This window comes from Pseudomonas sp. UF-293, assembly GCF_058245595.1.
In genome coordinates, this window is the sequence record NZ_JBSICA010000019.1 from 43,861 (window position 1) to 69,426 (window position 25,566).

At 60.4% G+C, this 25,566-nt stretch carries 25 protein-coding genes and 2 tRNA genes; 7 read left to right on the forward strand and 20 right to left on the reverse strand.

Going from position 1 to position 25,566, the window contains the following annotated elements; translation table 11 throughout:
• Window positions 1-95: 95 nt before the first annotated feature.
• Together AC4IHP_RS19170 and AC4IHP_RS19175 are read right to left on the reverse strand one after the other, a co-directional pair.
• A tRNA-Met gene (locus tag AC4IHP_RS19170) sits at window positions 96-172 on the reverse strand.
• A gap of 114 nt (window positions 173-286) precedes the next feature.
• Window positions 287-2,344 carry a methyl-accepting chemotaxis protein gene (locus AC4IHP_RS19175; protein ID WP_490832469.1) on the reverse strand — a complete coding sequence of 686 codons (2,058 nt, stop codon included), beginning with the start codon at window positions 2,342-2,344 and terminating at the stop codon, window positions 287-289.
• Window positions 2,345-2,783: 439 nt separating this feature from the next.
• Here AC4IHP_RS19175 and AC4IHP_RS19180 point away from each other — a divergent pair, with 439 nt between their 5' ends.
• Window positions 2,784-4,001, forward strand: a complete 1,218-nt coding sequence (locus tag AC4IHP_RS19180) for an MFS transporter (RefSeq protein WP_039761258.1) — start codon at window positions 2,784-2,786, stop codon at window positions 3,999-4,001.
• A gap of 171 nt (window positions 4,002-4,172) precedes the next feature.
• Here AC4IHP_RS19180 and ychF read toward each other — a convergent pair whose 3' ends face one another.
• The 8 genes from ychF to AC4IHP_RS19220 all read right to left on the reverse strand — a co-directional run bounded on the left by ychF (window position 4,173) and on the right by AC4IHP_RS19220 (window position 11,092).
• Entirely contained in the window at window positions 4,173-5,273 is a 1,101-nt protein-coding gene (gene ychF, locus AC4IHP_RS19185) for a redox-regulated ATPase YchF (RefSeq protein ID WP_490832470.1), read from the reverse strand.
• Window positions 5,274-5,295: 22 nt separating this feature from the next.
• A complete protein-coding gene (pth, locus tag AC4IHP_RS19190) occupies window positions 5,296-5,880 on the reverse strand; it encodes an aminoacyl-tRNA hydrolase (RefSeq protein ID WP_016773203.1) in 585 nt (194 codons plus the stop codon).
• A 171-nt stretch (window positions 5,881-6,051) separates the two neighbouring features.
• Window positions 6,052-6,651 carry a 50S ribosomal protein L25/general stress protein Ctc gene (locus tag AC4IHP_RS19195; protein WP_310868415.1) on the reverse strand — a complete coding sequence of 200 codons (600 nt, stop codon included), beginning with the start codon at window positions 6,649-6,651 and terminating at the stop codon, window positions 6,052-6,054.
• 141 nt (window positions 6,652-6,792) lie between these two features.
• Window positions 6,793-7,734 carry a ribose-phosphate pyrophosphokinase gene (locus tag AC4IHP_RS19200; protein ID WP_003171603.1) on the reverse strand — a complete coding sequence of 314 codons (942 nt, stop codon included), beginning with the start codon at window positions 7,732-7,734 and terminating at the stop codon, window positions 6,793-6,795.
• A gap of 45 nt (window positions 7,735-7,779) precedes the next feature.
• Window positions 7,780-7,854, reverse strand: a tRNA-Gln gene (locus AC4IHP_RS19205).
• A gap of 37 nt (window positions 7,855-7,891) precedes the next feature.
• A complete protein-coding gene (gene ispE, locus AC4IHP_RS19210; protein ID WP_490832471.1) occupies window positions 7,892-8,743 on the reverse strand; it encodes a 4-(cytidine 5'-diphospho)-2-C-methyl-D-erythritol kinase in 852 nt (283 codons plus the stop codon).
• 3 nt (window positions 8,744-8,746) lie between these two features.
• Window positions 8,747-9,364 carry a lipoprotein insertase outer membrane protein LolB gene (gene lolB / locus AC4IHP_RS19215; RefSeq protein WP_042609700.1) on the reverse strand — a complete coding sequence of 206 codons (618 nt, stop codon included), beginning with the start codon at window positions 9,362-9,364 and terminating at the stop codon, window positions 8,747-8,749.
• Window positions 9,365-9,367: 3 nt separating this feature from the next.
• The gene (locus AC4IHP_RS19220; RefSeq protein WP_490832472.1) at window positions 9,368-11,092 is read right to left on the reverse strand and encodes a tetratricopeptide repeat protein; all 1,725 of its coding nucleotides are present in this window, start codon (window positions 11,090-11,092) and stop codon (window positions 9,368-9,370) included.
• Between the two features lie 182 nt (window positions 11,093-11,274).
• Here AC4IHP_RS19220 and hemA point away from each other — a divergent pair, with 182 nt between their 5' ends.
• The 6 genes from hemA to AC4IHP_RS19250 all read left to right on the forward strand — a co-directional run bounded on the left by hemA (window position 11,275) and on the right by AC4IHP_RS19250 (window position 16,634).
• Window positions 11,275-12,561, forward strand: coding sequence for a glutamyl-tRNA reductase (gene hemA, locus AC4IHP_RS19225; RefSeq protein WP_016773209.1), 1,287 nt, complete (start codon window positions 11,275-11,277; stop codon window positions 12,559-12,561).
• On the forward strand, window positions 12,558-13,640 hold the full coding sequence (gene prfA, locus AC4IHP_RS19230; protein WP_122699516.1) for a peptide chain release factor 1: 1,083 nt from the start codon (window positions 12,558-12,560) through the stop codon (window positions 13,638-13,640). Before hemA ends, prfA begins: the two co-directional genes overlap by 4 nt.
• On the forward strand, window positions 13,641-14,471 hold the full coding sequence (gene prmC / locus AC4IHP_RS19235) for a peptide chain release factor N(5)-glutamine methyltransferase (RefSeq protein WP_460121429.1): 831 nt from the start codon (window positions 13,641-13,643) through the stop codon (window positions 14,469-14,471).
• On the forward strand, window positions 14,465-15,220 hold the full coding sequence (locus AC4IHP_RS19240) for a molybdopterin-synthase adenylyltransferase MoeB (RefSeq protein ID WP_490832473.1): 756 nt from the start codon (window positions 14,465-14,467) through the stop codon (window positions 15,218-15,220). Before prmC ends, AC4IHP_RS19240 begins: the two co-directional genes overlap by 7 nt.
• On the forward strand, window positions 15,213-16,004 hold the full coding sequence (gene murI, locus AC4IHP_RS19245) for a glutamate racemase (protein WP_460121425.1): 792 nt from the start codon (window positions 15,213-15,215) through the stop codon (window positions 16,002-16,004). Before AC4IHP_RS19240 ends, murI begins: the two co-directional genes overlap by 8 nt.
• Window positions 16,005-16,115: 111 nt before the next feature.
• Window positions 16,116-16,634 (forward strand): acyloxyacyl hydrolase, encoded by a 519-nt coding sequence (locus AC4IHP_RS19250; protein WP_122507863.1) that lies wholly within the window; start codon window positions 16,116-16,118, stop codon window positions 16,632-16,634.
• 135 nt (window positions 16,635-16,769) lie between these two features.
• Here AC4IHP_RS19250 and AC4IHP_RS19255 read toward each other — a convergent pair whose 3' ends face one another.
• From AC4IHP_RS19255 to AC4IHP_RS19300, 10 genes are read right to left on the reverse strand one after another with little or no spacing between them, the layout of a single operon-like run.
• On the reverse strand, window positions 16,770-17,075 hold the full coding sequence (locus AC4IHP_RS19255) for a YkgJ family cysteine cluster protein (protein WP_024014290.1): 306 nt from the start codon (window positions 17,073-17,075) through the stop codon (window positions 16,770-16,772).
• 52 nt (window positions 17,076-17,127) lie between these two features.
• Window positions 17,128-17,619, reverse strand: a complete 492-nt coding sequence (locus tag AC4IHP_RS19260; RefSeq protein WP_490832474.1) for a DUF2878 domain-containing protein — start codon at window positions 17,617-17,619, stop codon at window positions 17,128-17,130.
• On the reverse strand, window positions 17,612-18,877 hold the full coding sequence (locus AC4IHP_RS19265) for a class I SAM-dependent methyltransferase (protein WP_490832475.1): 1,266 nt from the start codon (window positions 18,875-18,877) through the stop codon (window positions 17,612-17,614). Before AC4IHP_RS19265 ends, AC4IHP_RS19260 begins: the two co-directional genes overlap by 8 nt.
• Window positions 18,864-19,679: a DUF1365 domain-containing protein gene (locus tag AC4IHP_RS19270; RefSeq protein WP_460121419.1), complete on the reverse strand. Its 816-nt coding sequence runs from the start codon at window positions 19,677-19,679 to the stop codon at window positions 18,864-18,866. Before AC4IHP_RS19270 ends, AC4IHP_RS19265 begins: the two co-directional genes overlap by 14 nt.
• The gene (locus tag AC4IHP_RS19275) at window positions 19,676-20,923 is read right to left on the reverse strand and encodes an NAD(P)/FAD-dependent oxidoreductase (protein ID WP_490832476.1); all 1,248 of its coding nucleotides are present in this window, start codon (window positions 20,921-20,923) and stop codon (window positions 19,676-19,678) included. Before AC4IHP_RS19275 ends, AC4IHP_RS19270 begins: the two co-directional genes overlap by 4 nt.
• Window positions 20,920-21,702 (reverse strand): SDR family NAD(P)-dependent oxidoreductase, encoded by a 783-nt coding sequence (locus tag AC4IHP_RS19280; protein ID WP_460121415.1) that lies wholly within the window; start codon window positions 21,700-21,702, stop codon window positions 20,920-20,922. Before AC4IHP_RS19280 ends, AC4IHP_RS19275 begins: the two co-directional genes overlap by 4 nt.
• Window positions 21,699-22,121, reverse strand: coding sequence for a nuclear transport factor 2 family protein (locus tag AC4IHP_RS19285; protein WP_490832477.1), 423 nt, complete (start codon window positions 22,119-22,121; stop codon window positions 21,699-21,701). Before AC4IHP_RS19285 ends, AC4IHP_RS19280 begins: the two co-directional genes overlap by 4 nt.
• Window positions 22,114-23,559 carry a deoxyribodipyrimidine photo-lyase gene (gene phrB, locus AC4IHP_RS19290; protein ID WP_490832478.1) on the reverse strand — a complete coding sequence of 482 codons (1,446 nt, stop codon included), beginning with the start codon at window positions 23,557-23,559 and terminating at the stop codon, window positions 22,114-22,116. The genes AC4IHP_RS19285 and phrB overlap by 8 nt, the downstream gene beginning before the upstream one ends.
• A gap of 16 nt (window positions 23,560-23,575) precedes the next feature.
• Window positions 23,576-24,517, reverse strand: coding sequence for a MerR family transcriptional regulator (locus tag AC4IHP_RS19295; protein ID WP_490832479.1), 942 nt, complete (start codon window positions 24,515-24,517; stop codon window positions 23,576-23,578).
• The gene (locus tag AC4IHP_RS19300; RefSeq protein ID WP_460121407.1) at window positions 24,517-25,479 is read right to left on the reverse strand and encodes a YbgA family protein; all 963 of its coding nucleotides are present in this window, start codon (window positions 25,477-25,479) and stop codon (window positions 24,517-24,519) included. Before AC4IHP_RS19300 ends, AC4IHP_RS19295 begins: the two co-directional genes overlap by 1 nt.
• Between the last annotated feature and the right edge of the window lie 87 nt (window positions 25,480-25,566).

Consider the following 25,566-nt stretch of genomic DNA (forward strand, 5'->3'; position numbering starts at 1 on the left):
ATACAGGGAGAGATAGCCAGAAACAAGAAAGCCCGCACTAGGCGGGCTTCTTGAGGTTGTTTAGAGACTCATAGAGACATCTGTAAACAGGTACTTGGTGGCTACACAGGGACTTGAACCCCGGACCCCAGCATTATGAATGCTATGCTCTAACCAACTGAGCTATGTAGCCAAGTGGCGCGCATTATTCCCCTGAAATGGCAAAGCGTCAAGCGTAAATCGAAAATATTTCTTCCTGTTTTCAACTGCTTATCCTCCAGCCCCGAAAATCGGGGGCGGGAGGGCGTCAGCGCAGTTGGAATCTGGCGGTATTGGCGCTCAGGGCTTCGCTACCCTGGCTCAAGGTGTCCGCCGCGAGGTTCACCGCGCGTGCGCCTTCAAGCAAACGCACCGCCGCTTGATCGACCTGCTGGATATTGCCGCTGACTTCGTCGGCGGTGCTGGCCTGTTCTTCCACAGCTGTGGCGATTTGCGCCAGGGTGTCGGTGACGCTCTGTACGGCGCTGGCGATTTCTCCCAGGCGTTCGCCGAGTCCGGTGACCGCCTCGGCATCCGATTGCGCCTGGCCGCAGGCGGCTTCCATCAGGCTCACCGCTTCGTTGACCGTGGCACGCAGGCTGTCGACGGTGCCGGCGATCTGCGCGGTGGACGATTGCGTGCGTTGCGAGAGGCTGCGCACCTCGTCGGCGACCACGGCGAAACCGCGACCCTGTTCGCCGGCGCGGGCGGCTTCGATGGCGGCGTTGAGTGCGAGCAGGTTGGTCTGCTCGGCGACGCCGCGAATGGTGTCCACGACCAGTTGAATCTGCTGGCCTTGCTCGCTGACCCGGCCGAGCGCGGCGGCGGTGTCGTTCAGGCGCTGATTGAGCTGCTGAATGCTGGCCGTGGTGCGCTGGCTGTCGCGGCTGCTGTCGGCGGCGATGCGCCGAGTGTGCTGGGCGCTGCCGGAGGCCTGTTCGCAACTCTGCGCGACGCCTTGCGAGGTGGCGGCCAATTGCGTGGCGGCAGCGGCGATCTGGCTGATCTGCAACTGCTGCGCCTCGACTTCACTGAGGGCGCCGCTGGAGTGTTGGTTGAGGCTGCGTACCGCGTTGCTCAACTGCGAGGTCTCGTGGTCGACGCCGAGCATGCTGCTGCGCAATTGCACCACGGCGACGTTGAGCGCGGTGCTGATCGCTGCCAGCTCATCGCGCCCCACCACTGGCACTTGCAGGCTCAGGTTACCGTCGCGCAAAGCCTCAGCGAGCAAGGTGATGCCGCTGGCACTGCGGCGGATCGAGGCTTGCAGGCAAACGAACAGATACAGCGCGGCCAACAGCAGGCAACCGAAGATTGCGGCGACAAGGATGAACTGGCGGATCGCCGAGCTGTAATACGCATCGAGCCGCTGATCCAGCGCCACCAATGATTGCTGGCGCAGGGAAGCGAGGTCGGTGAGCAGCGCGTCGAGGCTGCGTTCGAAGTCTTCCGGCTTGAGGTTGATGCTGCCGCCAAACACACCGTCGTCGAGGACTTTCAGGCCGCTGTCGAGGTGTTTCAGGCTGTCGTGATACTGACCGGCCCAGGCTTGCAGCTCAGCTGGCAGACGCGCCTCCAGCAGGCCGGCGGTTTTCACCAGTTGCTCGCGGGCGTCCCCGATGCGACTGCGCAGGTCGCGCAACTGCAAGCGGCTCTGCAGGGTGAACTGCCCGGAGACCACCGAAGCCTGGCCGACTGCGGCGAGACGGCCGACCCGCTCGATCAGGTCCGGTGCGTGTTGCGTGGAAATCTGCGTCAGCAAGTAGGTTTCCAGCCACGGCGCGAGGGTCAGGCGATTGTCCATGACGATCTGCTCGCGCAACGCTTGCAGCGCGCCCAGGGCATTGGTGAAACGGTCATAGCCGTCCGGCCACCAGCCGACGCTGCTGAGACTTTTCGAATCCAGACCATTGAGCGCGGTTTGCAGCGCCTGAAAGCGTTCGAGGATTGCGCCGTCGGCGCCTTGCTGATTGAGGGCATTGCCCAGCTCCGTGGTGGCTTGCAGCACCGCCGGTTGCACACTGTCGAAGGCCGCCATTGCGGCGAGGGTGGCCGGTGTCGGCTGGCGATTGGTCTCGGTGGCGCGCCAGCGGGCGGCGCGGTCGCGTTGCGCGGCGAGCAGGTTGTCCAGCGCATCCAGCGCGAGCAATTGACGTACTCCGGCACGTTCGCCGGAGATCAGGTTGAGCTTCTCGCGGTAGTCATGGCCGATCATCAACAGGCTGCCGGCCAACGGCAGAATGAACAGCAGAAACAACAATTGGAATTTACCCGCGAAGCCAAACCGCCCCAGCAATTTGATCCCCGGTGAAAGGAAAGCCTGCATGCCTCATGACTCCTCTGGACACCACGCACCATTGGCGTGCATCGCAGTCGTGTGACCTTGATGTTGTGCCCTGCTAAAAGGCCTCGAAAGTTCACCCACGCCCGCTCTGTAGGCCGGCTCTGTAGCGAAACTTCCCATTGTCGAGCGCCTTTGTAAGGCGATCGCGTTCAAGGGCAGAATCAAGGCAAGATTCAGACCATGGCGTTGAGCTATCACCTTCGCCACCATCGACCCCCTGTAGGAGCTGCCGAAGGCTGCGATCTTTTGACTTTGATGCTTAAAAGCAAGATCGAAAGATCGCAGCCTTCGGCAGCTCCTACGCAGGGTGAAGAGTCGTGAATAACTTAGTTAGCTGGCTAAGGGGATAGCGCTGGCGCACCGAAAAATGGCACATTGGCGCACCTGCCTGCGGGCACCCATCTGCTGTCCGGAAATTTCCATGGCTATCAGCAACGTTCAGACCGCCGCTGCCTCGGCGACCGCTGCTCCGCAAAGCAGCCCCTTGGTGATGCGCATCATCGGCGCGGTGGCGCTGGCGCATTTGATCAACGACCTGATCCAGTCGGTGCTGCCGTCGATCTACCCGATGCTCAAAGCCAACTATGGCCTGACGTTCACTCAGGTCGGCCTCATCACCTTGACCTTTCAGTTGACCGCGTCGCTGTTGCAGCCGTGGGTCGGTTATCACACTGATCGTCACCCGAAACCGTGGCTGTTGCCGGCGGGCACCGTGTGTACCTTGATTGGCATTCTGATGATGTCGGTGGTCGGCAGCTTCCCATTGATTCTGCTGGCGGCGGCGCTGATTGGTATCGGCTCGTCGACCTTTCACCCGGAAGCCTCGCGTGTTGCGCGACTGGCCTCGGGTGGGCGCTTTGGTCTGGCGCAATCGACCTTCCAGGTCGGCGGCAATGCCGGTTCCGCGTTCGGCCCGCTGCTGGCGGCGGCGATCATCATTCCCTTCGGCCAGGGCAATGTGGCGTGGTTCGGTCTGTTCGCAGTGTTTGCACTGTTCGTGCTGTACCGCATCAGCCGCTGGTACGCCAATCACCTCAACCTGTTCAAGCTCAAGGCCGGCCAGGCGGCGACTCATGGCTTGTCAAAGGGCAGGGTGACCAGTGCGCTGGTGGTGCTGGGGTTGCTGGTGTTCTCCAAATATTTCTACATGGCCAGTTTCACCAGCTACTTCACCTTCTACCTGATCGAGAAGTTCGACCTGTCGGTGGCCAGCTCGCAGCTGCACTTGTTCCTTTTCCTGGGCGCGGTGGCGGCGGGGACGTTCTTCGGCGGGCCGATTGGCGACAAGATCGGGCGCAAGGCTGTGATCTGGTTTTCGATCCTCGGCGTAGCGCCTTTCACCCTGATCCTGCCGCATGTCGATCTGTTCTGGACCAGCATTCTCAGCGTGGTGATTGGTTTTATTCTCGCTTCGGCATTCTCGGCGATCGTGGTGTACGCGCAGGAACTGGTGCCGGGCAATGTCGGGATGATTGCCGGGATTTTCTTTGGCCTGATGTTTGGTTTCGGCGGGATTGGCGCGGCGCTGCTCGGACATCTGGCGGATGTGCACGGGATTGAGTACGTGTATTTCCTTTGCTCGTTCTTGCCGTTGTTTGGTGTGTTGGCGATCTTTTTGCCGCGTACCAAAAAGGCCTGAACAGACGAATCGAACTGTGGGAGCGAGCCTGCTCGCGAATGGGTGTGTCAGTTGACGAATGCTCAGCTGACACGACGCCTTCGCGAGCAAGCCCGCTCCCACAGGTACAGTGTCAGATCGCAAACACAAAAAAGCCGCGTATCAAACGCGGCTTTTTCTTGGGCGTAACGCTTACACGTTGAAACGGAAGTGCATCACGTCGCCGTCCTTGACGATGTAATCCTTGCCTTCCAGGCGCCACTTGCCGGCTTCTTTGGTGCCGGCTTCGCCCTTGTACTGGATGAAGTCGTTGTAGGCGATCACTTCGGCGCGGATGAAGCCTTTTTCGAAGTCGGTGTGGATCACGCCAGCGGCCTGTGGTGCGGTGGCACCGACCTTGACGGTCCAGGCGCGGACTTCTTCGACACCAGCGGTGAAGTAGGTCTGCAGATGGAGCATTTCGTAGCCGGCGCGGATCACACGGTTCAGGCCAGGCTCTTCCAGGCCCAGGGCCTCGAGGAACATGTTTTTTTCTTCGCCATCATCGAGCTCGGCGATTTCCGCTTCGATCTTGTTGCACACCGGAACGACCATGGCGCCTTCTTCTTCAGCGATAGCCTTGACCACGTCCAGGTGCGGGTTGTTCTCGAAACCGTCTTCAGCGACGTTGGCGATGTACATGACCGGTTTGGTGGTCAGCAGGTGGAAGCCCTTGATCACGGCTTTCTCATCCGCGCTCATGTTCTTCATCAGGCTGCGCGCCGGCTTGGCTTCGGTGAAGTGCGCGATCAGTTGCTCGAGCAGAGCCTTCTGAACGACGGCGTCCTTGTCACCGCCCTTGGCGTTGCGCGCGACTTTCTGCAGTTGCTTCTCGCAGCTGTCGAGGTCGGCGAAGATCAGCTCCAGGTCGATGATTTCGATGTCGCGTTTCGGGTCGACGCTGTTCGACACGTGGATCACGTTGTCGTCTTCGAAGCAGCGCACCACGTGAGCGATAGCGTCGGTTTCGCGGATGTTGGCAAGGAACTTGTTGCCCAGGCCTTCACCTTTCGAGGCGCCAGCGACGAGGCCGGCGATGTCGACGAATTCCATGGTGGTCGGCAGGATGCGCTTCGGATTGACGATGGCCGCCAGAGCTTCCAGACGCGGATCCGGCATCGGCACGATGCCGCTGTTCGGCTCAATGGTGCAGAAGGGGAAGTTCTCGGCCGCGATACCGGATTTGGTCAGGGCGTTGAACAGGGTGGACTTGCCGACGTTAGGCAGGCCGACGATGCCGCAATTGAATCCCATGGTGTTTCCCCTCGGGTAAAAGTCAGGCCTTCTGGCTGTGCAGGTTTTTCATCGCGCGGTTCCATTCCCCGGCGAGGATATCCGGCAGCACGCCGAGGGCAAAGTCGATGCTGGCATCGAGTTTTTCCTGTTCGGCGCGTGGCGCACGACCCAGGACGAAATTTGAAACCATACTGGCAACGCCCGGGTGGCCGATGCCAAGCCGCAGGCGGTAGAACGTATTCTGATTGCCCAGTTGCGCAATGATGTCGCGCAACCCGTTGTGACCGCCATGGCCGCCGCCCTGCTTGAGCTTGGCAACGCCCGGAGGCAGATCGAGTTCGTCATGCGCCACGAGGATTTCTTCAGGCTTGATGCGGAAGAAACCGGCGAGTGCCGCCACGGCCTGGCCGCTGCGGTTCATGTAGGTGGTGGGAATCAGCAGACGAACATCCTGACCCTGATGCGAATAGCGCCCGGTCAGGCCGAAATATTTGCGATCGGCCACGAGATTCACATTCTGTGCGTGGGCGATGCGCTCAACAAAAAGGGCCCCTGCGTTATGCCGGGTCTGTTCGTATTCAGCGCCTGGATTTCCCAGGCCAACGATCAGTTTGATGGCAGTCACGATAGGGGCCCTTCCTTGGAGTGGTGGATAACATCGCCGCGATCGGGGAAAGCGGCGAAAGTGGACGAAAAATGCTCATTTACCATGGATGTAAACTCCGCGTTCTCGCCCGCTTTCTCGCTACGTTCCAGTCCGCGATGTTACTTGCTCACTCCGGCATGGCAGAGTGAATTACTCTGCTGCGCCTTCTTCAGCTTCTGGAGCAACGCGTGGAGCGTGTACGTTTGCAACAGCTTTGTCGTCACCGTGAGCCAGTGCAACGAACTCAACGCCTTTAGGGGCTTTGAGGTCGGACAGGTGAACGATTGCGCCGATTTCCAGAGCCGACAGGTCGACTTCGATGAACTCAGGCAGATCTTTCGGCAGGCAAGTTACTTCGATTTCGTTCAGGACGTGCGAGATCTCGCCGCCTTTCTTGATCGGAGCTTCTTCACCAACAAAGTGCACAGGCACGATAGCGGTCAGTTTCTGGCCGGCTACGACGCGTACGAAGTCAGCGTGCATAACGTGACCCTTGGACGGGTGACGTTGCAGAGCTTTGATGATGACGTTCTGCTTTTTGCCGCCAACGTTCAGTTCGATAACGTGGCTGTAGGCAGCATCGTTTTCGAGCAGTTTGGCAACTTCTTTGGCCAGCATGCTGATGGATTCAGGGGCTTTTTCGCCACCGTAAACAACAGCTGGAACCAGAGCGGCGAGACGACGCAGGCGGCGGCTCGCACCTTTCCCCAGGTCGGAACGCACTTCAGCATTCAGAGTAAAATCGTTCATTTTGTATCTCCAAAATAGCCATGACCGAGTGGCGTTTGCGACCAGCGCCGAACACGGTATGGGCAAAAAAGCCCCGCCCCGACAGGAATGCCGGGGCGGGGCGCTTTTCGTCAACGAGACATTTCGCGAAGGGCAGGGCCCTTAACGGAACATCGCGCTGATCGATTCTTCATTGCTGATGCGGCGAACCGCTTCGGCAACAACCGGTGCGATATCCAGTTGACGGATACGTGCACAGGCTTGTGCTGCAGCGGACAGCGGGATGGTGTTAGTGACCACCAGCTCGTCCAGCACGGAATTTTCGATATTCTCGATGGCCCGGCCCGACAGCACAGGGTGTGTGCAGTAGGCAAAGACCTTGGCTGCGCCATGCTCTTTCAGGGCCTTGGCCGCATGGCACAGGGTGCCGGCGGTATCGACCATGTCATCGACGAGAATACAGGTACGCCCTTCGACATCACCGATGATATGCATCACTTCAGAGTGATTGGCTTTCTCACGGCGTTTGTCGATGATCCCGAGATCGACGCCCAGCGACTTGGCAACAGCCCGTGCACGCACGACGCCACCAATGTCCGGGGACACGATCATCAGGTTTTCGAAGCGCTGATCTTCAATGTCATCCACCAGAACCGGGGAGCCGTAGATGTTATCTACCGGAATATCGAAGAAGCCCTGAATCTGGTCAGCATGCAGATCAACCGTGAGAACACGGTCGATGCCGACTACGGTAAGCATGTCAGCGACGACTTTCGCGCTGATAGCCACACGTGCGGAACGCGGACGGCGATCCTGACGGGCATAACCAAAATAAGGAATAACAGCAGTGATACGAGTAGCTGAGGAGCGGCGGAAGGCATCAGCCATCACTACCAGTTCCATCAGGTTATCGTTGGTCGGAGCGCAAGTCGGCTGAATAATGAAGACGTCTTTACCGCGAACGTTTTCATTGATCTCGGCTGTGATTTCGCCGTCGGAAAACTTGCCGACAGAGATGTCACCGAGAGGGATATGCAGCTGACGTACGACACGCCGAGCCAGATCGGGGTTGGCATTCCCCGTAAAGACCATCATCTTGGACACGCGCAGTACCTAGAGGCTGAGGGTAACCTGGATGAGTAGAGAAAATGGCAGGGGCGGCTGGATTCGAACCAACGCATGGCAGGATCAAAACCTGCTGCCTTACCGCTTGGCGACGCCCCTGTATCTGTTGCTTTCAAGTGCCGGGCACTTGATTCCTTTAGAGCAGACTCTGCAGCTTGCGATGCAACATCGAAACGTTGCTTCCTTTCGCTACAAACCCTGTAAGGGTCTCTGTCAGAAGGGCCGAGACTTTATCAGCTTCAGCTTTGCTTGGGAAGCCCCCAAACACACAACTTCCAGTTCCGGTGAGCTTTGCTTCGGTAAATTTACCTAACAAATCCAATGCGTTACGTACCTCTGGATAACGCCTTGCTACCACCGGCAAGCAGTCATTTCGACTGTTTCCCTCGGGAACGGGGCGCACTTTAATGGGCGGTGTGTTACGTGTCAACAAAGGATCGGAAAAAATTTCTGCCGTACTAACAGCGACTTGCGGCACGAGCACCAGATACCACGGTTCTTCGGGTTCGACCGGGGTCAATTTCTCGCCGACGCCCTCGGCAAACGCCGCATGGCCACGGACGAACACCGGTACGTCGGCACCGAGTGACAAGCCCAGTTCCGCCAGACGATCTTCATCCCAGCCCAGTTGCCACAAATGGTTGAGCCCGAGCAAAGTCGTGGCCGCATTCGAACTGCCGCCACCGATGCCGCCGCCCATGGGCAGCACTTTGTCGATCCAGATGTCGATACCGAGCGAGCAGCCGGATTGTTGCTGCAACATCTTCGCTGCGCGCACGATCAGGTTGCTGTCGTGAGGCACGCCGGCGAATTCGGTGTGCAACTGGATGGCGCCGTCATCGCGCACGGCGAAAGTGATTTCATCGCCGTAATCGAGGAACTGAAACAGCGTCTGCAATTCGTGATAACCGTCTTCACGGCGACCAAGAATGTGCAGCATCAAGTTGAGTTTGGCCGGCGAGGGCAGGGTCAGGCGTGCGGCGGTCATGCGTTATTGCCCCAACTTGCGCGGTTGCCAGGTTTTGATTACCAGTGTCACGTCAAGGTCGGTGCCGTGCAGCTTGATGCGCTCGGGCAGCCAGTAACCATTCTGTTCGGTGTAGGCGGTGTATTCGACTTTCCAGCCGTCCTGCTCAAGGCTGGCCAGACGGCTGTCGGCGTCGAGGTTTAAGCGACTTTTGCTTTCCGGAGCCGGCAGGCCGCGAACCCACCAGGCCAGATTGGATACCGGCAATTTCCAGCCGAGCTGTTCTTCGAGCAGCGCTTCGGGAGATTGCGATTCGTAGCGGCCCTGGTTGGCGACTTCCAGCGACACCTTGCCCGGGCGCCCGGTCAGGCGTGCCGCGCCACGACCCAGCGGGCCGGACAGACGAATGTCGTAGTAGTCCTGGCGCTGCAGCCAGAACAGCGTGCCGCTGCCTGAATCTTTCGGTGCGCGGATGCCGATCTTGCCGTCGATCTGCCAGCCGTCGAGGCCGGTCAGTTGCTGTTTGTTCGCTGCCCATTGAGCCGGGCTGCCGTGGCCCTCGACCGATTCGCGAGTGCCGAAACCCGAGCAACCGGCGAGCAGGGCGATGAAGCTGAAAACAATAACGTGGCGCAAAAACATGGGTTAAAGAGTCTCGGATCCGGTCAGGCGCTTGATGGTGCTGCGCAGAATGGTGCTGTCGGGCTGATCCTTGAGGAACTTGCCCCACACTTGTTTGGCTTCGCGTTGATTGCCCTTGGCCCAGAGGACTTCGCCAAGGTGCGCGGCGACTTCGTGGTCAGGGAAACGCTCGAGCGCCTGGCGCAGGTACTTCTCCGCGTCGTCCAGATTGCCCAGGCGATAGTTCACCCAGCCTAGGCTGTCGAGAACTGCCGGGTCTTCCGGATTGATCTGGTGAGCCTGCTCGATCAGGGTTTTCGCTTCGGCGTAACGGGTAGTGCGGTCGGACAGGGTGTAGCCCAGCGCATTCAGCGCCATGGCATTGTCCGGATCGCGCTTGATGATCAGACGCAGGTCTTTTTCCATCTGCGCCAGGTCATTGCGCTTCTCCGCGAGCATGGCGCGGGTGTAAAGCAGATTGAGATCGTCCGGATATTTCTGCAACGCTTGTTGCAGAACTTTCCAGGCCTTGTCGTCCTGTTTGTTGGCCGACAGGCTTTCCGATTCGATCAGGTACAGCTGAATCGCGTAATCGGGCTGCTCGTCGCGCTCGGCCGCCAGTTTGCTCTGCGCTTCGGCGGTCTTGCCATTGCTCATCAGGATATCGGCCTGACGCAGCTGTGCCGGCAGATAGTCATTGCCCGGGCCGACCTGTGCGTACTCGATGAGCGCGCCTTGCGGGTCGTTGCGTTCTTCGGCAATCCGGCCGAGGTTCAGGTGCGCCGAATCGACATGGCTTTCGCGGGCGATCAGGTCTTCCAGATAACCCTTGGCTTCATCCCACGCCTTGGCTTCCAGGCACACCAGCGCCAATGAGTAACGAAGTTCGTCATCTTCGGGGTATTGCTGAACCAGTGTGGAGAACTCGGCCTTGGCGTCGTCCATGCGGTCCTGCTCGACCAGCATGCGCGCGTAAGTCAGGCGCAGGCGTTTGTCTTCCGGGTACTTCTTGATGTTTTTCTGCAGCAGCGGCAGTGCTTCGTCGCCACGGTTGAGCAACTGAAGCAGGCGCGCGCGCAGCAGGATCGGAGCGATCTCGCCATCTTCCGGCGGATTGTCTTCAAGCAGAGTCAGCGCACCTTGATTGTCGCCGTCCTGCTGCAACAGCAGGGCCTTGCCGAAAATCAGCTGATTGTTGTTCGGGTGGCGCTCAAGCAAACGGTCGAAGCTTTTCATCAGACCGTTGCGGGTTTCCTGATCGGTGTCGGCGGCCGACAGCGCGAGGAAATCGAAATGGGTATCGCCCTTGCCCTGCAGGACCTTCTCCATGTAGACCATGGAGTCGTCGTAGCGCCCGGCGCGGGCCAGTTGCACGGCGGCGGCGCGTTGCGCTTCGAGATCGTCCGGAGCATTGCGGGCCCAGATCAGCGCGGTGTCGAGGGCCGGTTGATCGGCGCCCAGATACTCGGCGATGCGAAAAGCACGCTCGGAGACGCCCGGATCCTGGGTGTTGATCGCCTGGGTCACGTAGTTATCCAGGGCAATGTCGAAGCGATTGCGCTGGCCGGCGAGTTCGGCGCTCAGCAGGCTGAACACGGTTTCCTCGCTGAAGGAGCTGTAAACCTTGGGCTTTTCAGGCGCGGGCGTGGTGTCTTCGGCCGGCGGGGTGCCGTCCGGCGCAACGGGCGCCATGGCCTGGCAGCCGCTGAGGAAGACAAAAGCGAGGAGCAACGCGGAAGATCTATTCATATAGGAAGAGGACGACTAACCTGCGGTCGGATCATCATGACACAAGCCTTCGGCCAAACATAACCGAGACTCAATTGTGGCCATTATAGGGGCTGACAATTGGGACAATAGTCAGCGGTAGTTGTTCTGAATCTTTCGAAGTAGGACAATTGCCGGCTTCACGTCACCACCAGCGACCTTGAATGGCCTTCCTTGCACTCGGTATTAACCACAAGACTGCTTCAGTAGACGTCCGCGAGCGCGTGGCCTTTACCCCTGAGCAGCTGGTGGAGGCCTTGCAGCAGCTCTGCCGACTGACCGACAGCCGCGAAGCCGCGATCCTCTCCACCTGCAATCGCAGTGAGCTTTATATAGAACAGGATCAGCTGTCGGCCGATGTCGTGCTGCGCTGGCTGGCCGATTATCACCATCTGAGCCTGGACGAGCTGCGGGCCAGTGCCTATGTGCATGAAGACGATGCGGCCGTTCGTCACATGATGCGCGTCGCCTCCGGGCTCGACTCGCTGGTGCTGGGCGAACCACAGATCCTGGGTCAGATGAAATCGGCCTACGCCGTGGCCCGCGAGGCCGGCACCATCGGCCCGTTGCTGGGGCGGTTGTTCCAGGCAACGTTCAATGCCGCCAAGCAGGTGCGTACCGATACTGCGATTGGCGAGAACCCGGTGTCGGTGGCGTTTGCCGCGGTCAGCCTGGCCAAACAGATTTTCAGTGATCTGCAACGCAGCCAGGCGCTGCTGATCGGCGCGGGTGAGACCATCACTCTGGTCGCGCGCCATTTGCATGAGCTTGGGGTCAAGCGCATCGTCGTTGCCAACCGTACGCTGGAGCGCGCCAGTCAACTGGCCGAACAGTTCGGCGCCCACGCGGTGCTGCTCTCGGACATTCCGGCGGAGCTGGTGCGCAGCGACATCGTCATCAGTTCGACCGCCAGCCAGTTGCCGATTCTTGGCAAGGGCGCGGTGGAAAGTGCACTGAAGCTGCGCAAGCACAAGCCGATCTTCATGGTCGACATTGCCGTACCGCGAGATATCGAGCCAGAAGTCGGCGAGTTGGACGACGTTTATCTTTATAGCGTCGACGATCTCCACGAAGTGGTCGCCGAGAACCTCAAGAGCCGTCAGGGCGCTGCACAAGCGGCGGAGGAGATGGTCTCGGTCGGCGCCGACGATTTCATGGTGCGCCTGCGCGAACTGGCGGCGGTCGATGTGCTCAAGGCCTATCGTCAACAGAGCGAACGCCTGCGTGACGAAGAATTGCAAAAGGCTCTGCGTCTGCTGGCCAATGGCGGCAACGCCGAAGACGTGCTCGGGCAACTGGCCCGTGGCCTGACCAACAAACTCTTGCATGCGCCCAGCGTGCAGTTGAAAAAGCTGTCTGCCGAAGGCCGCCTCGATGCGCTGGCCATGGCCCAGGAACTCTTTGCCCTTGAGGGCTCACCGGATAGTTTTTCGGATAAAAAACCGCAATGAAAGCGTCACTGCTCAACAAGCTGGACATTCTCCAGGACCGTTTCGAGGAACTGACCGCGCTGCTCGGCGACGGTGAAGTCATTGCCGATCAGGCCAAATTCCGCGCCTATTCCAAGGAGTACGCCGAACTCGAGCCGGTAGTGGCCGCCTATAAAAAGCTGCTCGGCGTACAAAACGATCTTGAAGGCGCGCAGGCGCTGCTCAAGGACAACGACCCGGACATGCGCGAAATGGCCGTGGAAGAGGTTCGCGAAGCCAGGGAGTTGCTGGTCACCCTCGAATCCGATCTGCAGCGCATGTTGCTGCCCAAGGATCCGAATGACGGGCGCAACGTCTTCCTCGAAATTCGCGCCGGCACCGGTGGCGACGAGGCGGCGATCTTCTCCGGTGATCTGTTCCGCATGTACTCGCGTTACGCCGAGCGTCGTGGCTGGCGTGTCGAGATCCTCTCGGAGAACGAAGGCGAACACGGTGGCTATAAAGAAGTCATCGCCCGGATCGAAGGCGACAACGTCTACGGCAAGCTCAAATTCGAGTCCGGGGCGCACCGCGTACAGCGTGTACCCGCCACCGAATCCCAGGGCCGGATCCACACGTCGGCCTGCACCGTGGCGGTGTTGCCCGAGCCGGACGAGCGCGAAGCCATCGAGATCAACCCGGCGGATCTGCGCGTCGATACTTACCGTTCCTCCGGCGCTGGTGGCCAGCACGTCAACACCACCGACTCGGCGATCCGCATTACCCACATCCCGACCGGCACTGTCGTCGAATGCCAGGAAGAACGTTCCCAGCACAAGAACCGCGCCCGGGCGATGGCGTGGCTGTCGGCCAAACTCAACGATCAGCAAAACGCAGCGGCAGCCAACGCGATTGCCAGTGAGCGCAAGTTGCTGGTCGGCTCCGGTGATCGTTCCGAGCGCATCCGCACCTACAACTACGCCCAGGGCCGGGTCACCGACCATCGCGTCAACCTCACCCTGTATTCGCTGGATGAGATTCTCGCCGGTGGCGTCGAAGCCGTGATCGAGCCGTTGCTGGCCGAATATCAGGCAGACCAACTCGCAGCGATAGGTGAATAAATGACCATCATCGCCAGCCTGTTGCGCGCCGCCGAGCTGCCGGACTCGCCGACAGCGCGTCTGGACGCGGAACTGCTCCTCGCCGCCGCACTGGGCAAGTCGCGCAGCTTCCTGCACACATGGCCCGAGCGCATCGTGCCGAGCGAGGCTGCGCTGACCTTTGCCGAATATCTGCAACGGCGACGCAGCGGTGAGCCGGTGGCCTACATTCTCGGCCAGCAGGGCTTCTGGAAACTCGATCTGGAAGTTGCGCCGCACACGCTGATCCCGCGTCCCGATACAGAACTTTTGGTAGAGGCCGCCCTTGAGCTGCTACCGGCAACGCCGGCCAAAGTTCTCGACTTGGGCACCGGCAGTGGCGCGATTGCCTTGGCTCTGGCCAGCGAGCGCCCGGCGTGGAAAGTCACCGCCGTCGATCGCGTGCTCGAAGCCGTGGCCCTGGCCGAACGCAATCGCCAGCGTCTGCACCTGAACAACGCTACGGTGCTGAGCAGCCATTGGTTCAGCGCCCTTGAAGGCCAGCGCTTCCATCTGATCATCAGCAACCCGCCGTACATTGCCGCCGCCGATCCGCATCTGGTCGAGGGCGATGTACGCTTCGAACCGGCCAGTGCGCTGGTCGCTGGGGAAGATGGTCTGGACGATTTGCGCCTGATTGTTGCGCAGGCTCCGGAGCATTTGGAGGCTGGTGGCTGGCTGATGCTCGAACACGGCTATGATCAGGCCGAAGCCGTGCGTGATCTGCTGCTCACTCGCGGCTTTGAGGAAGTCCACAGCCGCACCGACCTGGGCGGCCATCAACGCATCAGTCTGGGGCGCCTGCCGTGCTGAATGATCAGGAATTGCTGCGCTACAGCCGGCAGATTCTGCTGCAACACATCGACATCGACGGGCAACTGAAGCTCAAGGCCAGCCGCGTGCTGATCGTCGGCCTCGGCGGCCTCGGCGCGCCGGTGGCGTTATATCTGGCGGCGGCGGGCGTCGGCGAATTGCATCTGGCGGATTTCGACACGGTCGACCTGACCAACCTGCAACGGCAGATCATTCACGACACCGACAGCGTCGGCATGTCCAAGGTCGATTCGGCGCTCAAGCGTCTTGGCGCGATCAATCCCGAGATTCAACTGATCGCCCATCGCCAGGCGCTGGACGAGGATTCTCTCGCCGCAGCGGTGGAGAGTGTGGATCTGGTGCTTGACTGTTCCGATAATTTTTCTACCCGTGAGGCGGTCAACGCTGCGTGCGTCGCTGCGCGCAAGCCACTGGTCAGTGGCGCGGCGATTCGTCTGGAAGGGCAGTTGTCGGTGTTCGATCCACGGCGTGCCGACAGCCCTTGCTATCACTGCCTGTACGGTCACGGCAGCGAAGCCGAACTGACCTGCAGCGAGGCCGGCGTGGTCGGGCCACTGGTCGGTCTGGTTGGCAGTTTGCAGGCGCTGGAAGCGTTGAAGGTGCTTGTCGGCTTTGGTGAACCATTGGTGGGGCGACTGTTGTTGATCGACGCCTTGGGCTCGCGATTCCGTGAGCTTCGCGTCAAGCGCGATCCGGGCTGCAGCGTCTGTGGCGCCCGCCATGCGTGAAGCGCCGATCGGCGTGTTCGATTCCGGGGTCGGCGGCTTGTCGGTCCTCGGCGAAATCCAGCGCTTGCTGCCCAACGAATCGCTGCTTTATGTCGCCGATTGCGGGAACATTCCTTACGGCGAAAAAACCCCGGAATTCATCCGTCAGCGTTGCAGCGTGATAGCCGGTTTTTTCCGCGAGCAGGGCGCCAAGGCTTTGGTGCTGGCCTGCAACACTGCGACCGTGGCAGGTGTCGCCGACCTGCGTCGTGATTTCCCGCACTGGCCGATTGTCGGCATGGAGCCGGCGGTCAAACCGGCCGCAGCGGCCACACGAAGCGGCGTGGTTGGCGTTCTGGCCACGACCGGCACTTTGCAGAGCGCGAAGTTCGCCGCGTTGCTCGATCGTTTCGCGGCCGATGTAAAAGTCATCACTCAGCCCTGTCCGGGGCTGGTCGAGTTGATCGAAAAGGGTGATCTGCGCAGCGCACAGTTGCGTACTTTATTGCAGGGTTACGTCACGCCTCTAGTGGCCCATGGCTGCGATACGATCATCCTCGGATGCACCCATTACCCTTTTCTCAAGCCACTGCTAAGGTCGATGATCGCCGACGATATCAGCCTGATCGATACCGGAGCTGCCGTGGCCCGGCAGCTGCAAAGGCTGCTTGCCGAGCGCGATATTCTGTCAAACGGACCAAGCGCGCCGGTGAAGTTCTGGACTAGCGCCGATCCACAATCCCTCAGAAAAATCCTACCGTTGCTGGGCCAAACTGCGTCGAATGTGCAAAACTTCGACTTGTAAAAAAAATGTGAAATAACTGAAAAAACGCTGAACTTCTGACCAAGCGCGGATTTCTATAGCGACAGCAGCAACTAAAAACCAAACGATCGTTCCGGAAAAGGAAGTTTCAAAGTGAAGCGACTATTCTGCTTGGCCGCGATTGCGGCCGCACTGATGGGGCAAAGCATTTCTGCACAAGCCGCTGGCGTTGAATTCGCCGTCGGCGGTACCAGCGATTCGACAATGACGTATCGCCTGGGCATGAATTTCGACTGGGACAAGAGCTGGCTGCAGAGCGACGTCGGTCGCCTGACCGGCTACTGGAGCGGCGCCTACACGTACTGGGAAGGTGACAAGACTTCCAGCAACAACAGCCTGTCGTTCTCGCCTGTATTCGTTTACGAGTTTGCCGGTCAGTCGGTCAAGCCATACGTAGAAGCGGGTATCGGCGCGGCGTTCTTCTCCAACACCGAATACGAAAGCAACAAGCTGGGCGGTTCCTTCCAGTTCGAAGACCGCATCGGTGTCGGCCTGCGCTTCAACGGTGGCCACGAAGTCGGCATCCGCGCCACGCACTACTCCAACGCCGGCCTGTCCAGCGACAACGATGGTGTAGAAAGCTACGCGCTGCATTACACAATGCCGCTGTAACACGCCGCTACGCGCAACCAACGTGGGAGCGAGCCTGCTCGCGAAAGCTGAGTGTCAGTCAATTCAAATGGTGGCTGACACACCGCCTTCGCGAGCAGGCTCGCTCCCACAGTTGTTTCTGCGTTGTCAAAGAAATCAGCGGTAGGCTGTCGCAATACCCCGGCGCTCTTCGATGCACTCCGGCGCGCCCATTTCAAATTCGCGGCAAATCAGCGGGCGTCGTTCATAGATCGTGCACATCATGCTGTCGCGATCCAGCGCCGCGCACCAGCCGTCGTCCAGACGCAGCATCACTTCACCGCCCCATTCATCGGTATCGATAAAGCGATCAGGCACGCCAGTGTCGGTGATCAGCATCACTTCGAGCTGGCAGCAGCACGCCGCGCAGGTCGAGCAGGTGACCGCCGGTTCGGCGATTTGTGTGTGAGGAATGGTTTTCATGGCGGCAGTGTAAGGCAGTGATCGCTGTGGGTGTGAAAGCGCTGACGGACGCTCACGGCGCCAGACGCCGCGCCATCAAGTGCAACAGCGGGAACAGCCCTGCCCAGAGCAGCCCGATGACGATCAGCGTCGAAAATTCGCCGTAAGGGAATTGCACGCCGGCCAGGCGTCCGCCACCGTAGTACGACAGTGCGCCACCCACCGCGCCCAGTCCGCTGGCCAGCCACCATGGCCGCGCGCTCCACTCCAGGCAATGGCGCAACGTGGTGGCGAGCAGCGCCCACAGCAGCATCAGCCACAACGGAATCAGCGGCGAGGCGTCTTCAAAGCGGAACACGCCGAGGTAACGCAAGACGCTGTCCACCGCCGTGCCGACAATCACCACGCACAGAATCAAACGACCTTCTGCCGCCCAACTGCTGATCCAGCGCAGATGAATCACCAGTGCCGCCAGCGTCAGCAACAGCCACAAACTGTTGCCGCCGAGCACGCAGGCCAGCCAGCCGAGCTGAAACAGCACGGCATTGGCGATTCGCTCACGCATCGAAGCGACCGAGCAGCGGCGCGGTCATCGCCGCCGGTTTGGCCAGCAGCAATTGCGCGGTGCCGATGGTGCGTTCGAGGAATCCGCCCTCGCAGTAGCACAGATAAAACTCCCACAATCGCAGGAAATAATCGTCGTAGCCCAGTTCGCTCAGGCGAGCATGGGCGAGGCGAAAATTCTCGTGCCACAGGCGCAATGTCCTGGCGTAATGCAGGCCGAAATCTTCCATGTGCAGCAGGTTCATGTCGGTCTCGCGGCTGACCACATCAAGCATCTTGTGCACCGAGGGCAGAGCGCCGCCGGGGAAGATGTAGCGCTGGATAAAGTCGACGCTGCGCTTGGCCTGTTCGTAGCGTTGCTCGCGAATGGTGATTGCCTGGAGCAGCATCAGGCCGTTGCTCTTGAGCAACTGCGCGCATTGTTTGAAGTAGGTCGGCAGGAACCGATGGCCGACCGCTTCGATCATCTCGATCGACACCAGTTTGTCGTACTCGCCGCTGAGGTCGCGGTAATCCTTGAGCAGCAAGGTGACGCGATCCTGCAGGCCGAGTTGTTCGATGCGCTTGGCGGTGAACGCGAACTGCTCTTTCGACAGGGTCGTGGTGGTCACGCGGCAACCGTAATGCTGCGCTGCGTACAGGGCCATGCTGCCCCAACCGGTGCCGATTTCCAGCAGATGGTCGCTGGGCTTGAGCGCAAGTTTCTGGCAGATGCGTTCGAGTTTGTTCAGTTGCGCCTGTTCCAGGGTGTCGCTCGGCGAAAGGAACTGGGCGGCGGAATACATCATGGTCGGGTCGAGAAACTGTTCGAACAGTTCATTGCCGAGGTCGTAGTGCGCGGCGATGTTTTTCTGCGAGCCCTTGCGCGTGTTGCGATTGAGCCAGTGCAGGCCTTGCACCAGGGGCCGGCCAAGACGCGCCAGGCCGCCCTCCATGGCATCGAGTACATCGAGATTGCTGACGAACACGCGCACTACAGCCGTCAGGTCCGGCGAACTCCAATAGCCGTGGATGAATGCTTCGCCAGCGCCGATCGAGCCGCTGCTGGCGACCATGCCCCACAGGGCCGGGTCGAGTACATGGACTTCGCCGAGCAGAGCACTGCCCGGGGTGCCGAAGAGCATTTGTTCGCCATCCTCGACGACCATCAATTGTCCGTGTTTGAGTTGCGCCAACTGGCGTAACACGCCACGGCGCAGCAGCGAGCCGGTCAAACCGTTGGTGCTGAAGCGACCGAGCGGCAGGCTAGAGGATTTCATGGTGCGGCTCCTTCGGAGGCACAGTGGCGGTTTTAAAGCTGCCGTCGGCAGCCTGATGGGCGAAAATCGGCGCGCGCTTGAGCAGCAGTCGCAGCGCTTGCCAGTAGATCGCCAAAGCGGTTTTTGCGGTCATCCACGGAAAGCGCCGCAGGTAGCGGTGCAGGCTGCGACGATCGAGCGGTTCGCGGCGCAGATTGAGCGTGGCGTCGAACAATTTCTCGCTGCCCTGCCAATCGGCCATGTGCACGCCAAGGCTTTGCGCAGCGGGGCTGAAGCTCATGCGGTATTCGAGGTCGCGGGGCAGGAACGGCGAGACGTGAAAGGCCTTGGCCACGGCAAAGTGCTGATGAAAATCCACCAGGCTGGTCGGCGTCTGCGCCGGCAGCACATAGTGATAACGCTCGCGCCACGGCGTGTTGGTCACTTCACAAACAATCGCCGCCAGTTGCCCGTCGGCTTCATGGCAATAGAAGAAACTCACCGGATTGAACGAAAGGCCCCAACTGCGCGGTTGGGTCAGCAGGCATACCGCGCCTTGTGGCTCATGACCGATGGCTGCACCGACCTGCTGGCGCACCGCGTCGATCAGGCGCATGCCCTTGCCGGTGAAGGCTTTCAGGTAATCGGTTTCGCGAAACGAGAACGGCGCAAAGCGGCTGCGGCCCGCCATTGGCGACAGGGCCAGCACTTCGTCCTGTTCGCTCAGGTCGAGATAGAGCAAACCGATGCGATAGCGGAATTCGTGGCGGCGCGGCGCAAAACGTCGGTGGCCGATGACGCCGCTGTACAGAGCGCTGTTCACAGGGTTTCACCGAACGCGGCGGCCACGCGCAAGCCGCTGACGACGCCATCTTCGTGAAAGCCGTTGGCCCAGTAGGCGCCGCAATAATGCGTGTGCTGCTCGCCATCGAGTTCGCCCCAACGGTTTTGCGCGGCTGCTGCTGCGAGGGTGTATTGCGGGTGGGCGTAGGTGTAGCGGGCCAGCACTTTATCGGGGCTGATGCCGGCAGTCTGGTTGAGGCTGACGCAGAACGTGGTGTCGCTTTCGATGCCCTGCAGGATGTTCATGTTGTAGGTGACCGCCGCGCGCGTGTGGCCGGCACCGCCGAGGCGATAATTCCAGCTGGCCCAGGCCAGTTTGCGCGTTGGCAGCAGGCGCGTGTCGGTGTGCAGTACTACATCGTTGTTGGCGTAGAGCAGGGCACCGAGAATCGAGCGCTCGGTGTCGCTCGGGTTGGCCAGCAGTTGCAGAGCCTGATCGCTGTGACAGGCGAACACCACTTTGTCGAAATGTTCGAGGCCGGCCGGGCTGTGGATAACCACGCCATGCTGATTGCGCTCGACGCGGCTCACCGGGCAGCTCAGACGAATCCTGTCGCTGAATGAAGCGGTCAGCGGTGCGACGTAGGCACTGGAACCGCCCTCGATGACCTGCCACTGCGGCCGATCACTGACCGACAGCAGGCCATGATTCTTGAAGAAGCGCAGAAAGAACTGCAGCGGGAAATTGAGCATTTCTGCCATCGGCATCGACCAGATCGCCGCGCCCATCGGCACGATGTAATGCAGGATGAAACGCTCGCCGTAGCCGCCGGCCTTGAGGTAATCGTCGAGGGTGGTGTCGGCGGCGATGCGCAGTTCCATCAGGTCGCGCTGGGCTTCTTTGTTGAAGCGCAGAATGTCGCGCAGCATGCCCCAGAACCCCGGCGACAACAGATTGCTGCGCTGGGCGAACAGGCTGTTGAGGTTGTTGCCGTTGTACTCGACGCCAGTGTCCGGGTCGGTTACCGAAAAGCTCATTTCAGTCGGCTTGAACGCCACGCCAAGCTGGTTGAGCAAGCGAATGAAATTCGGGTAGGTCCAGTCGTTGAACACGATGAAGCCGGTGTCGATGGCGAACGATTGCCCAGCCACGCTGACCGGCACGGTGTGGGTATGGCCGCCGACCCAATCACTGGCTTCGAACACAGTGATGTCGTGGCGGCGGTTCAGCAGGTAAGCGCAGGTGAGCCCGGCGATACCGCTGCCAATCACGGCGATTTTCATATCGGGTCCCGCTGCGGTGGGTTCTTGCGCACCATGCGTTTGCCGATCGCCAATTGCGCGCGGGCCGGCAGTTTCGACAGCGGCCACAGCGCGGCCATGAACAGCCCCGGGAAGGCAATTTCCAGCGGACGGTCCTTGAGTTTGGCGAAGATGTGCCGCGCCGCTTTATCCGCAGGCCAGCTCAGCGGCATCGGGAAATCGTTCCTCTCGGTCAGCGGCGTTTCGACAAAACCCGGGCTGATGATGGTGACTTCAATGCCTTCATCCGCCAGATCGATGCGCAGCGATTCGAACAGGTAACGCAGTCCGGCCTTCGATGCGCCATAGGCTTCGGCGCGAGGCAGCGGCAGGTAAGTCACTGAGCTGGCCATGCCGACCAGATGCGGCGCCGTGCCTTTGCGCAGCAGCGGCAGTGCGGCTTCGATGCAATAGCTGCTGGCGAGCAGATTGGTGCGCACCACGTGCTCGATGATCGACGAATCGAACTGGCGCGCGTCGACATATTCACAGGTGCCGGCGTTGAGAATCACGCTGTCCAGCGACCCCCAGGCCTCGGCGATCTGCTCACCGATTTCGCGCACGGTCTGACTGTTGGTCAGATCGCCGGGCACCACCAGCACCTGGCCCGGATAACGCTGGGACAAGACTTTCAGCGGCGCCACCGAGCGCGAGCTGACCGCCAGATGCGCGCCGCTTTTCAGAATGTCCTCACACAATGCTGCGCCGATGCCACTGCTGGCCCCGGTCAGCCAGTACCGCCGTGGAGGTGTACGACTCATCCCATTCTCCTTTTCAGCCAGGCAATCACCCGGCCCAATATTGGCAAGTGTTCATACAGCAGCGCCCCGGCATCGAAATAATCCCGATGGCGATAAACCTTGTCGCGCCAGAGCAGGTGCGAACAGCCACCGACCCTGATTTCCCGGCCATTGGCCAGGCGCGGATGGCGATAACTCATGACCCAGCGCAGGTAACCTTCACTTTCGCGAATCTGGTCGAAACCATGAAAGTCGAAGCGCAGGTCGCTGACGTTGGCGTACAGCTCACTGAAGTAATCCTGCAGTTGTGCCAGGCCCTGAACTTCGTGCAGCGGATCGGTGAAATGAATATCGTCGCTGTACAGCTCGCCGAGGCGATGCAGGTTGTCTTTGTTCAACCCGGAAAATTCGCGGGCGAAGCTGCGCAGGAACTCACTCATCGCTGCCGCCCACTGGCTGGCGCGACGGCAGGTTCTTGAACGCCGTCAGCGCGCGCTCGCGTGAGGTGCTGAGGTTGACGATCGGCGCCGGATAATCCGCCACGCCGAACAGCCCTCCGGCGGCCGCCGGATTGTGCACTTCCTTCTTGTTGAGCCCGGCCAGTTCCGGCAACCAGTGCTTGATGAACACACCTTCGGCGTCGAATTTTTCCGACTGGCTCAGCGGGTTGAAAATGCGGAAGTAGGGCGCAGAGTCGGTGCCGGTCGATGAGCTCCACTGCCAGCCACCGTTGTTGGCCGCCAGATCGCCGTCGATCAGGTGGCGCATGAAAAAGCGTTCGCCCTCGCGCCAGTCGATCAGCAGGTTTTTGGTCAGGAACATCGCCACGACCATGCGCAGGCGATTGTGCATCCAGCCGGTTTCGAGCAATTGACGCATCGCCGCGTCGATGATCGGCAGTCCGGTGCGTGCCTCCTGCCAGGCCTTGAGTTCTTCCGGCGCATCGCGCCAGGCCAGCGCCTCGGTTTCCGGGCGGAAGGCGCGATGCCGGGAGACGCGTGGATAGCCGACCAGAATGTGTTTGTAGAACTCGCGCCACAGCAGCTCGTTGATCCAGTTGACCGCGCCGACCTTGCCGCTTTCGAATTCGCCCTGATTGCTTTGCAGCGCGGCGTGCAGGCACTGGCGTGGCGAGATCACCCCGGCGGCGAGGTACGCCGACAATTGGCTGGTGCCCGGTTTGGCCGGGAAGTCGCGTTCGCTGCGGTAGTAGTCGATCTGCGCATCGGTGAAGGTGTCGAGGCGGCGCCGCGCCTCTTGCTCGCCGGCCGGCCACAAGGCGCGCAGGGACTCGCTCGGTGTGGCGAAGCCCTTGACTGCTTCGGGAATGGCATCGCTTTCGATATCCAGCGTAGCCTGCTTGCCCGGTGTTTTGACCAGTGCTGGCATCGAGCGATGCAGGCGGTCGTAGCAGACCTTGCGGAACTGACTGAATACCTGGAAGTAGGTACCGTTCTTGGTCAAGACCGTGCCGGGTTTGAACAGCAACTGATCCAGATAGCTGTGAAACTCGATACCTTCGTCCCGCAACGTTTGAGCGACGGCTTCATCGCGGCGGCTTTCGTGAACGCCGTATTCCTCGTTGACGTGCACCGCCTCGATCTTCAAGTGCCGGCAGAGCTTGAGCAGTTCTGCCGGCGCCTGATCCCAGTGCGGCGCGCTGCGAATCAACAACGGGATGTTCAGCGCGCCGAGGCTTTTGCTCAGTTCGCGCAGGTTGCGCAGCCAGAAATCCACCTTGCACGGCGCATCGTCGTGCTCCAGCCATTGCTGCGGACTCAACAGATACACGGCCACGGTCGGGCCGCGCGCTGCGGCGGCCGCGAGGGCAGTGTTGTCATGTTGGCGCAAGTCGCTGCGCAGCCAGATCAGTTGCATGTGATTAAACCCATCATCAAATCAATCCGCGCTCGAGCAGCGCCTGGTGTGCGGCAAGCGGATCTTCAGCCAGGAACAGATCGGCAGTCTGGGCGGTGCGTGCGGACAGCTCGGTGTGGTGGATGTGCACCGTGGGGCCGGCAATCAAGGTCGGGCAATTGACGTTCGCCAACAGCTTGGGCAACTGCACCAGTTGCATGGCTTTGCTCGAATACAGCAGCACGCCACGGGCTTGCAGATGCTCGACGGTCAGCGCCAGTTCACCGGCCGGCAGTGGCCAGTCGAACACTTGCACCGGGCAATCGGCACTGCTGATCAGCCATGCGCAAAGCCACAGATGTGGCTCCAGCGGCAGGTCGGAATGATTGATCAACAGCAGCGGCGCCGAATGCAGCTGACGGTTGTTATGGTAGATGCGTGCACCGAATTTGCTGCGCAACCAGGAGAAGAAAAACGTCCGCTCCATCTGCGCGCCAAACTGGCCCTGCCAGCGCTGTTCGAGTTCGGCCAACAGCGGCATCAGCAGTTGCTCGCACAGAGTCCGTGGCGGATACAGTGCGATGGCCTGATTGACGCTGTCATCCAGAGTGCGCTCATTGAGCGCGGTGACCGCCGAAAGCAAGGTCTGACGCAGACGCTGCCAGTCGTTCTCCACGGTTTCCGTGAAGGCCTGCGGCGCGTCAAGCAGTGGCTTGACCTGACTGACCGCAACGCCGCGATTGAGCCATGTGAGGATGGCCATGATCCGCTGCACATGTTCGGCGCTATACAGTCGATGGCCCTTCGGTGTGCGCTGCGGCACCACCAATCCGTAGCGACGTTCCCACGCACGCAGGGTGATGGCGTTGACGCCGGTCTGCCGCGCGACTTCGCGAATCGGCAACCAGCCCTCGTCGAGGGCTTTCTTGAAGTCGGCGCCGAGGTCTTCCTGGGCGCTGCTATCGGTTTTATCGTTCATTAGATCGCGTTTCGCAGACTGAGGTTTTCCGGATGCGGCTGCAGATAAACCTGCTGCGCGATGTACGGATCCGGATGGAGTCGAAAGTGATGTTTGAGCAGCGTCAACGGCACCACCAGCGGCACGATGCCCTGGCGATACTGGCCGATGACCTGCTGCATTTCCTGTTTGTCTTCGGCACTCAGCGATTGTTTCAAATATCCGCTGAGGTGCAGCAGCACGTTGCAATGGGTGCCGCGGGTGGCGCATTTCTTCAGCGCGGCCATCAGTTCGCTGAAATAGCGCGGGCCGAGTTCGGCGGGATCGCTGTCGGCCATGTTGCCAAGCATCTTGCCGAGGTTTTTGTATTGCAGCGGGTTGTGCGCCATCAGCAGGTACTTGTAGCGCGAATGGAATTCGGTGAGGGCGCGGCGGCTCAGGCCCTCGGCGAGCACTTGCTGCCAGGCGCTGTAGGCCAGGACGCGGGTGATGAAGTTCTCCCGCAGCACCGGATCGTTGAGGCGCCCGGCCTCTTCCACCGGCAAATCCGGATGTTGTGCACAGAATGCCTGCGCATAGATGCCGCGTCCGCCACCGTTCACCGGGGCGCCGTTGGCGTGATAGACCTTGACCCGTTCCAATCCGCAGGAGGGCGACTGCTGCATGAAAATGTAACCGGAAAGATCCTGCAGCTCAGCGGCCATTTTCTCGCCGTACTCGGCCAGCGGCTTGGTGACGTTGATGGTCCGGTCGACGGTGCCGACTGCCTCGGGTTGCTCCGGGTCGCCGACCAGACGGATCGGTTCGCGGGGAATGCCCATGCCGATGGCGACTTCCGGACACAACGGGACGAAATCGAAATATTCGGCGAGGGTACGGCTGCACAGCCGCGATTCCTTGTGCCCACCGTTGTAGCGCACTTCTTCGCCCAACAGGCAGGCGCTGATGGCGATCTTCGGCTTGGACAGGGAAGCAGTAGACATGAGCACCTCGAATCTATACCTGTACAGAGAGTTATCTCTGTACAACTTTTCCTCAGCATAGATCGATGGATGTACAAGTCAAATGAT